General features: G+C 59.0%; 9 protein-coding genes. All 9 read left to right on the plus strand.

Features of this window, described 5'->3' with window-relative positions:
- A complete protein-coding gene (locus tag DM08_RS09265) occupies nucleotides 1-606 on the plus strand; it encodes a hypothetical protein (protein ID WP_035384379.1) in 606 nt (201 codons plus the stop codon).
- A 9-nt stretch (nucleotides 607-615) separates the two neighbouring features.
- A complete protein-coding gene (locus DM08_RS09270) occupies nucleotides 616-1098 on the plus strand; it encodes a DUF6511 domain-containing protein (protein WP_035384380.1) in 483 nt (160 codons plus the stop codon).
- Complete coding sequence (locus DM08_RS09275; RefSeq protein ID WP_035384381.1) at nucleotides 1098-1853, plus strand: isoleucyl-tRNA synthetase; 756 nt, start codon at nucleotides 1098-1100, stop codon at nucleotides 1851-1853. Before DM08_RS09270 ends, DM08_RS09275 begins: the two co-directional genes overlap by 1 nt.
- Nucleotides 1850-2194, plus strand: a complete 345-nt coding sequence (locus DM08_RS09280; RefSeq protein WP_202593396.1) for a hypothetical protein — start codon at nucleotides 1850-1852, stop codon at nucleotides 2192-2194. The genes DM08_RS09275 and DM08_RS09280 overlap by 4 nt, the downstream gene beginning before the upstream one ends.
- Nucleotides 2191-4485, plus strand: a complete 2295-nt coding sequence (locus DM08_RS09285) for a phage/plasmid primase, P4 family (RefSeq protein ID WP_035384383.1) — start codon at nucleotides 2191-2193, stop codon at nucleotides 4483-4485. Before DM08_RS09280 ends, DM08_RS09285 begins: the two co-directional genes overlap by 4 nt.
- 142 nt (nucleotides 4486-4627) lie before the next feature.
- Nucleotides 4628-5089, plus strand: coding sequence for a crossover junction endodeoxyribonuclease RuvC (locus DM08_RS09290; RefSeq protein WP_035384384.1), 462 nt, complete (start codon nucleotides 4628-4630; stop codon nucleotides 5087-5089).
- A gap of 1 nt (nucleotide 5090) precedes the next feature.
- Nucleotides 5091-5288: a hypothetical protein gene (locus tag DM08_RS09295; protein WP_035384385.1), complete on the plus strand. Its 198-nt coding sequence runs from the start codon at nucleotides 5091-5093 to the stop codon at nucleotides 5286-5288.
- Nucleotides 5281-5700 (plus strand): DUF6362 family protein, encoded by a 420-nt coding sequence (locus DM08_RS09300; RefSeq protein WP_035384386.1) that lies wholly within the window; start codon nucleotides 5281-5283, stop codon nucleotides 5698-5700. The genes DM08_RS09295 and DM08_RS09300 overlap by 8 nt, the downstream gene beginning before the upstream one ends.
- A 138-nt stretch (nucleotides 5701-5838) precedes the next feature.
- Nucleotides 5839-7046 (plus strand): site-specific DNA-methyltransferase (locus DM08_RS09305; RefSeq protein ID WP_035384387.1); only part of this gene is annotated, 1208 nt, incomplete at its 3' end.

Here is a 7046-nt window from a genome sequence, read left to right on the forward strand (position 1 = left end):
ATGAACTGGAATGATTTTAACGATGCCGAACAACAAACCTCGTTCGACCTGATCCCGAAAGGGACGCTGGCCAAGGTGCGTATGACGCTCAAGCCCGGTGGTCACGACGATGCATCGAAAGGATGGACGGATGGCTATGCCTCCGAGAGTTTCGATACCGGCTCGATCTATCTGGCCGCCGAATTCGTCGTGCTCGAAGGCGATTACGCCAAGCGCAAACTGTGGAGCAACATCGGCCTGCATTCCGCCAAGGGCGATGCGTGGGCCAACATGGGGCGCACTTTCATTCGTGCGCTGCTCAATTCAGCCTACGGTGTGCAGCCTGCCGACCAATCACCGGAAGCACAGAAAGCCCGCCGCATTGCCAGCTTCGCCGCCCTCGACGGTATCGAGTTCGTCGCACGCATCGATGTCGAAAAGGATGCCAAGGGCGAGAACCGCAACATTGTCAAACAGGCCATCGAACCCGATCACAAGGATTACGCCCGTCTGATGGGAATGACGCCGAAGATCGGCAACCCATCCCAAGGTGGACATTCCGGCTCACCCGCACAACCTGCTCCGCAACGCCCTGCCGCAACCGGCAAACCGGCGTGGGCGCAGTAAGGAGGGAGCGTGAAATGCTGGATTTGTTCACGAGAGGCGCGTGGCTTTGGGATCACCGACACGCGCTATGCCATCGGCGATGCAAGACGCTATCCGGTGCGATGGGTGTTCTGTTCAAAGCGCTGTCAGGACGCATTTCATCGGTTCTACAACGTGCGCGTCGAGGCAGAAGGCAAGGACGAGGAGCTACCCATGATTGATGCGACCGAATTCGAGCAGGCCGCGATGCGCGGCTGCCTCAAGGCGTTCGGCAGTGCAGCGGGCGAGATCGGTTACGCCAAACCGCTAGGCGACTACACCGAAACAGAAGCCTTGCGGGTGATTGATGCCATCGTCACCTGCTTCGTCAATGCGATGGCCGATCGCTACGGGTCAACCGGCTTCAACTTCCCACCCGTTCGCGTGTTGGCTGAAGTGGTGCAGGACCCGTTCAGCGATCTCAAGAACGACCTGCCGTGGGAAGAAGGTGCGGCACAGAAAGGCGGTGCGTGATGCTGAATTTCAATCACCGCCCCAAGTTGCACGACCTGATCACGGCGCACATTGATGTAGCACTGGTGGCAGAACGAGCAGAGCAATCCCGCCGCACTTACCTCGGGGCATCCCGCTTAGGCGTGGCGTGTGACCGGGCGCTGCAGTACGAGTTTGCCGGAGCCCCTGCCGATCCAGGTCGTGATTTCGACGGGCGCGTGCTGCGCATCTTCGAGGTCGGTCATGTGCTGGAAGATATAGCGATTCGCTGGCTGCGTCTGGCCGGATTCGATCTGCATACCCGCACACGCTCTGGTGGCCAGTTTGGCTTCTCGGTTTGTGACGGTCTGATCCAAGGTCATGTGGACGGCATCGTCATGGCAGCACCTGCTGATCTGGGCTGCACCTTCCCGATGCTGTGGGAGTGCAAAACCATGAATGCGCAGAACTGGCGGGATTGCGTAAAGCGTGGCGTGGCCGTCTCAAAACCGGTGTATGCCGCGCAGATGGCGATCTACCAAGCCTACATGGAAGGCACGGTCGATGGCATCAGCCGCAATCCTGCGCTGTTCACCGCGATCAACAAGGACACGCAGGAGATCTGGTTTGAGCAGGTACCGTTCGATGCGGCACTGGCGCAGCGCGCATCCGATCGCGCCGTGAAGATCATCGCTGCCACCGAACATGGCGAGTTGCTGCCGCGATCGTTCAACGATGCCACGCACTTCGAATGCAAGTTCTGTTCATGGCAGGAACGATGCTGGAGGTCGGCATGAACGCGGCCCTGATTCCTAAAGCGTCGAGCAAGCCACCGGTGCCACTGATCGGCATGCGCGCCATCGAGCGGATGCTGTTGCGCCATGTGTTTGCGCCCGTGCCGGAAGCGAAGCTGATCGTGGCGGTGATTTGTCAGGGCATCGCCGATGCGGCTGCGGTCGAGGATTACACCCGGCGCAGAGCCCATCAGTTTCTGCTGGGCAGCGATCTCGACCATCTCGCAGACCTCGTCGAACTCAACCCGGAATTCGTCAGGGAGGTGGCGCGCCGGGCGCGCTATCTCACCACACAGAAAACTCCCAAACCTAAAAAACGAACCAGAAAGTCAGGTGCAAGATGATGGATTTTAACGATACGACGGCTCAAGCGAGCCCAAACCGCGAAGTAGAACGCGAGGAGATTCGACAGACGTTGCTCACCCAACTGGAGTCAGTGCTGTTCACGCTGTTTCCTGCTGGAAAAAAGCGGCACAACAAGTTCCACATCGGCGATGTGCTGGGCAGTCCCGGCGACAGTCTGGAGATCGTACTCAGCGGTGAGAAGGCCGGTCTGTGGACCGACCGGGCGGAAGGCAGCGGCGGCGACATCTTCGATCTGATCGCGCGGCATCATGGATGCGATTCGCACAACGATTTCGCCAGCGTCCTGCAACATGCACGTGATCTGGTAGGCCGCGCGCCTGCCCCGCTTGCCCGTAAAACTAAGCGCGAAGCACCGATCGACGATCTCGGCCCTGCCACGGCCAAATGGGACTATCAGGATGCCGCTGGCAATCTGATTGCTGTGGTCTATCGCTACGATCCACCCGGTCGCCGCAAGGAGTTCCGTACATGGGATGCTAAGCGTCGCAAGATGTCGCCACCCGATCCGCGCCCGCTCTACAACCAACCTGGCATCGCTGCGTCCAGCACCGTGGTACTGGTCGAAGGCGAAAAATGTGCACAGGCACTAATTGCAATCGGCCTGTGCGCCACCACCGCGATGCACGGGGCCAAGGCTCCCGTCGATAAAACCGACTGGTCACCACTTACTGGCAAGTCGGTCGCCATCTGGCCAGACAAGGACAAGCCGGGCTGGGAATATGCACAGTCAGCCTCGCAGACTGTGTTGGCGGCTGGGGCATTAGCGTGCGTCATTCTGCTACCACCCGAAGATCGTCCGGAAGGCTGGGATGCAGCAGACGCGATTACCGAAGGCTTCGATGTTGCGGTATTCATCGCCAGCGGCCCGCGCATTGAAATGCACCTGCCGGATGACGAACATGATTCCGACGATACGGACGGTCAGGAGCAAACCGAGCAGACGGTATGGGGCACCGAAGATGCACTGGCGCTCTCATTCACCCGTCGCTATCAGCACGACTGGCGTTATGTCGCGGCATGGGGCAAGTGGCTGATGTGGGACGGTCAGCGCTGGCGTACCGAGGACACCTTGGCGGCAACCGATCTGATCCGCCATGTCTGCCGCCATGCCGCAGTGCGTTCGGACAATCCCAGAGTAGCCGCCAAACTGGCCGGTTCAAGCACGATAGGCGGTGTGGAACGTCTTGCCCGCGCCGACCGTCGCCATGCGGGCAACACGGAAGAGTGGGATGCCGACATCTGGTTGCTGAACACACCCGGAGGGGTCGTCGATCTGCGCACGGGACGAATGCGGGCGCATTTCCGGGAAGACCGGATGACCAAGATCACCACCGCCACGCCCAAGGGCGACTGCCCGACATGGAAGGCATTTTTGGCCGATGTGACCGGCAACGATCCAGAGTTGATGAGCTACCTGCAACGCATGGCGGGCTACGGCATGACCGGGGTTACCAGCGAACATGCGCTGTTCTTCCTGTACGGCACGGGAGCCAACGGCAAGAGCGTGTTCCTGAATGTCCTCTCCACGATTCTGGGTGACTACGCGGCAAATGCACCGATGGATACCTTCATGGAAACACGCTCGGACCGGCACCCCACCGATCTGGCTGGATTGCGTGGAGCGCGTTTCGTGTCGGCGACCGAAACCGAACAGGGACGTCGCTGGAATGAATCCAAGATGAAGGAAATCACCGGCGGCGACCGGGTGTCCGCACGATTCATGCGGCAGGATTTTTTTACGTTCATTCCGCAATTCAAACTGTTCATCGCCGGGAATCACAAACCGTCGATTCGCAATATCGACGAGGCGATGAAACGCCGCATGCATCTGGTGCCCTTCACCGTCACGATTCCGGCAGAACGGCGTGACGGCAACCTGACCGTGAAGTTGCTCAGGGAACGCGACGGCATTCTGGCATGGATGCTCGAAGGTTGCCTTGCATGGCAAAAGGAAAAACTCATTCGCCCCGAGAAAGTGATCGCCGCCACCGATGAATACTTCGAAGCGGAAGACTCGATTGGCCGCTGGCTTGAGGAACGCTGTGTGCGCAAAGACACTGCCAAATCCCTCACCGCAGAACTATTCAGCGACTGGAAACGTTGGGCTGACGATTCTGGTGAATTCGCGGGTTCACAGCGTCGATTCTCCGATTTGTTGCTCACGCGCGGACTGGAAAAGTGGCGAAACAATTCCGGCATACGCGGCTTTCAAGGTATCGGCCTTCGGGAATTACCGACTGATAGACGCGTTCCTTATGCGGAAAATTGAAATATATAACCGATTGATTTTATCGATAACTGACGCAGACTGACATAGCTACTGATTTACCCCTACACGTGCGCACGTAAGAGGTTAACCGGCATAAGCGTCAGTCTGCGTCAGTCGCCCCAAACACACAAGGAATACTGACATGCAAAACACAATACTCGCCCTCGACTTGGGCACGACAACCGGCTGGGCATTGATGACCCGCGACAGCAGCATCACCAGTGGCACCGAATCATTCAAACCGCACCGCTTTGAAGGCGGCGGCATGCGCTTCCTGCGCTTCAAGCGCTGGCTGACCGAGATCAAGCAAACCTCTGACAGCATCGATGCCGTGTACTTTGAGGAAGTGCGGCGTCATCTAGGCGTGGATGCTGCCCACGCCTACGGCGGTTTCATGGCGCATTTGACCGCTTGGTGCGAGCACCACCAGATTCCTTATCAGGGTATTCCGGTCGGCACGATCAAGAAACACGCCACGGGCAAAGGCAACGCCAGCAAGGACGAGATGATTGCCGCCGTTCGCAATCTTGGCCACTCCCCGGCAGACGACAACGAAGCGGATGCACTGGCCCTGCTCGACTATGCCCGCAAGCTGGAGGTGTGAGATGAAACCACAACCCTATCGCTGCCCGCTGGGCAAGTTGCAACCGCAGGCCACCGACCTGGATGCCATCAAGGAAGCCGGATGGCGCGAGCAACACATCCTGGTGGTGAAAGAAACGGACGAACGACTGGACTTCGTTGAGCGGGAGTTCGTGCGCCGGATCGGCGAACGGCTGTATGGAAGGAAGCGCCATGGATGAGTGGACACCCGATGCGGTCGCGGCAAGATTTACCGAGGCGGCGGAGACTGCCAGACGACTGCCTGCAGGCCGTGTGCAGGGTTATCTCAACGTCTGGCCGATCCTGCTGCGCATGGCACCCGAACAACGTCCCAATGACGAGGAACGCCGTTTCCCGCCATCACCGGCAGCAGTTGACCGGATGCTGGAAGCGATGCGCTGGATGCAAATACTGGATGTCGAATCGCGGCACATCGTCTGGATGCGGGCCGATCACTTCGAGTGGTCACAGATCGCCAAACGCTTCGGTTGTGCCGTGCGTACCGTCCAGCGCAGGCGGAACATCGCACTGTCCATACTGACCGAGAACCTGAATGGTGTGCGTGTAGTTGCGGCAAGTTGCAAAGAGGTGCGAAACCATGCGGGAATATGAGTATTGGTGCGGGTTTCAGGCCGATTTTAGGGTGTCGCATTTCGGGGAGATTTTGCGTATATTTCAGCCATGGTCGAAGTTTGCACGACCACCTCCGACAGACAACCAACCGCCCCTCCGGGCGGTTTTTTTACGCCCATGCAAAACCTCAATATCGAATACCGCCCGGTCGATTCGCTAGTACCCTACGTCAACAACGCGCGCACCCACAGCGATGACCAGGTCGCACAGATCGCAGCGTCCATCCGTGAATTCGGCTGGACCAATCCCCTCCTGGTGGATGGTGAGCGTGGTGTCATCGCCGGGCACGGCAGACTCAAGGCGGCTCGCGTGCTGGGACTGACACAAGTGCCGGTGATTGAGTTGGCCCATCTGTCAGCTGCGCAAAAGCGCGCCTACGTGTTGGCTGACAACCGTCTGGCCGAGAATGCCGGATGGGACAAGGAACTGCTGGCACTGGAACTATCGGAATTGCAGACTTCCGAGTTTGATCTTGGCTTGCTGGGCTTCAGCGACGACGAACTGGACGATCTGCTGAATGCAGGCGAGAAAGAAGGTCTGACCGACGACGATGCCGTGCCGGAAGTGCAGGAAGTCGCCATCACCCAACCGGGGGATGTCTGGCTGCTTGGCCAGCACCGTCTGCTGTGCGGAGACTCCACCAAGGCGGACGATCTCAAGCGCCTGATGCGCGACGAGTTGGCCGACATGGCATTCACCGATCCGCCCTACAACGTCAACTACGCCAATACCGCCAAGGACAAACTGCGCGGCAAGAACCGCCCGATCCTGAACGATAACCTGGGTGACGACTTCGGCACATTCCTTACCGATGCCTGCACGAACCTGCTGTCGGTGACCAAGGGCGCGGTGTACATCGCGATGAGTTCATCCGAACTCGACACCTTGCAGGCAGCCTTCCGCGCCGCCGGTGGCAAATGGTCGACGTTCATCATCTGGGCCAAGAACACCTTCACGCTCGGGCGCGCAGATTACCAGCGCCAGTACGAGCCGATCCTGTATGGCTGGCGCGATGGTGCCGATCACTTCTGGTGTGGCGCACGCGATCAGGGCGATGTCTGGCAAATCAAGAAACCCGCCAAGAACGACCTGCATCCGACCATGAAACCGGTCGAACTGGTCGAGCGCGCCATCCTCAACAGCAGCAAGTCGCGCGACATCGTGCTGGACTTGTTCGGTGGCTCTGGCACCACGCTGATCGCCGCCGAGAAGACCGGTCGGCAGGCGCGATTGATCGAACTTGATCCGAAATATTGTGATGTGATCGTGCGCCGCTGGCAGGAGTGGACGGGTTTGCAGGCCACCCGTCAGTCAGATGGCCTGCC

The organism is Ferriphaselus sp. R-1 (assembly GCF_000746095.1).
In the GTDB taxonomy this organism is placed as follows: domain Bacteria; phylum Pseudomonadota; class Gammaproteobacteria; order Burkholderiales; family Gallionellaceae; genus Ferriphaselus.

Excerpts from the sequence above, each read along its gene's own strand:
- DM08_RS09285 (WP_035384383.1), top strand. The coding sequence starts at position 2,191 with ATGATGGATTTTAACGATACGACGGCTCAAGCGAGCCCAAACCGCGAA.
- DM08_RS09280 (WP_202593396.1), top strand. The coding sequence starts at position 1,850 with ATGAACGCGGCCCTGATTCCTAAAGCGTCGAGCAAGCCACCGGTGCCA.
- DM08_RS09265 (WP_035384379.1), top strand. The coding sequence starts at position 1 with ATGAACTGGAATGATTTTAACGATGCCGAACAACAAACCTCGTTCGAC.
- DM08_RS09300 (WP_035384386.1), top strand. The coding sequence starts at position 5,281 with ATGGATGAGTGGACACCCGATGCGGTCGCGGCAAGATTTACCGAGGCG.
- DM08_RS09275 (WP_035384381.1), top strand. The coding sequence starts at position 1,098 with ATGCTGAATTTCAATCACCGCCCCAAGTTGCACGACCTGATCACGGCG.
- DM08_RS09290 (WP_035384384.1), top strand. The coding sequence starts at position 4,628 with ATGCAAAACACAATACTCGCCCTCGACTTGGGCACGACAACCGGCTGG.
- DM08_RS09295 (WP_035384385.1), top strand. The coding sequence starts at position 5,091 with ATGAAACCACAACCCTATCGCTGCCCGCTGGGCAAGTTGCAACCGCAG.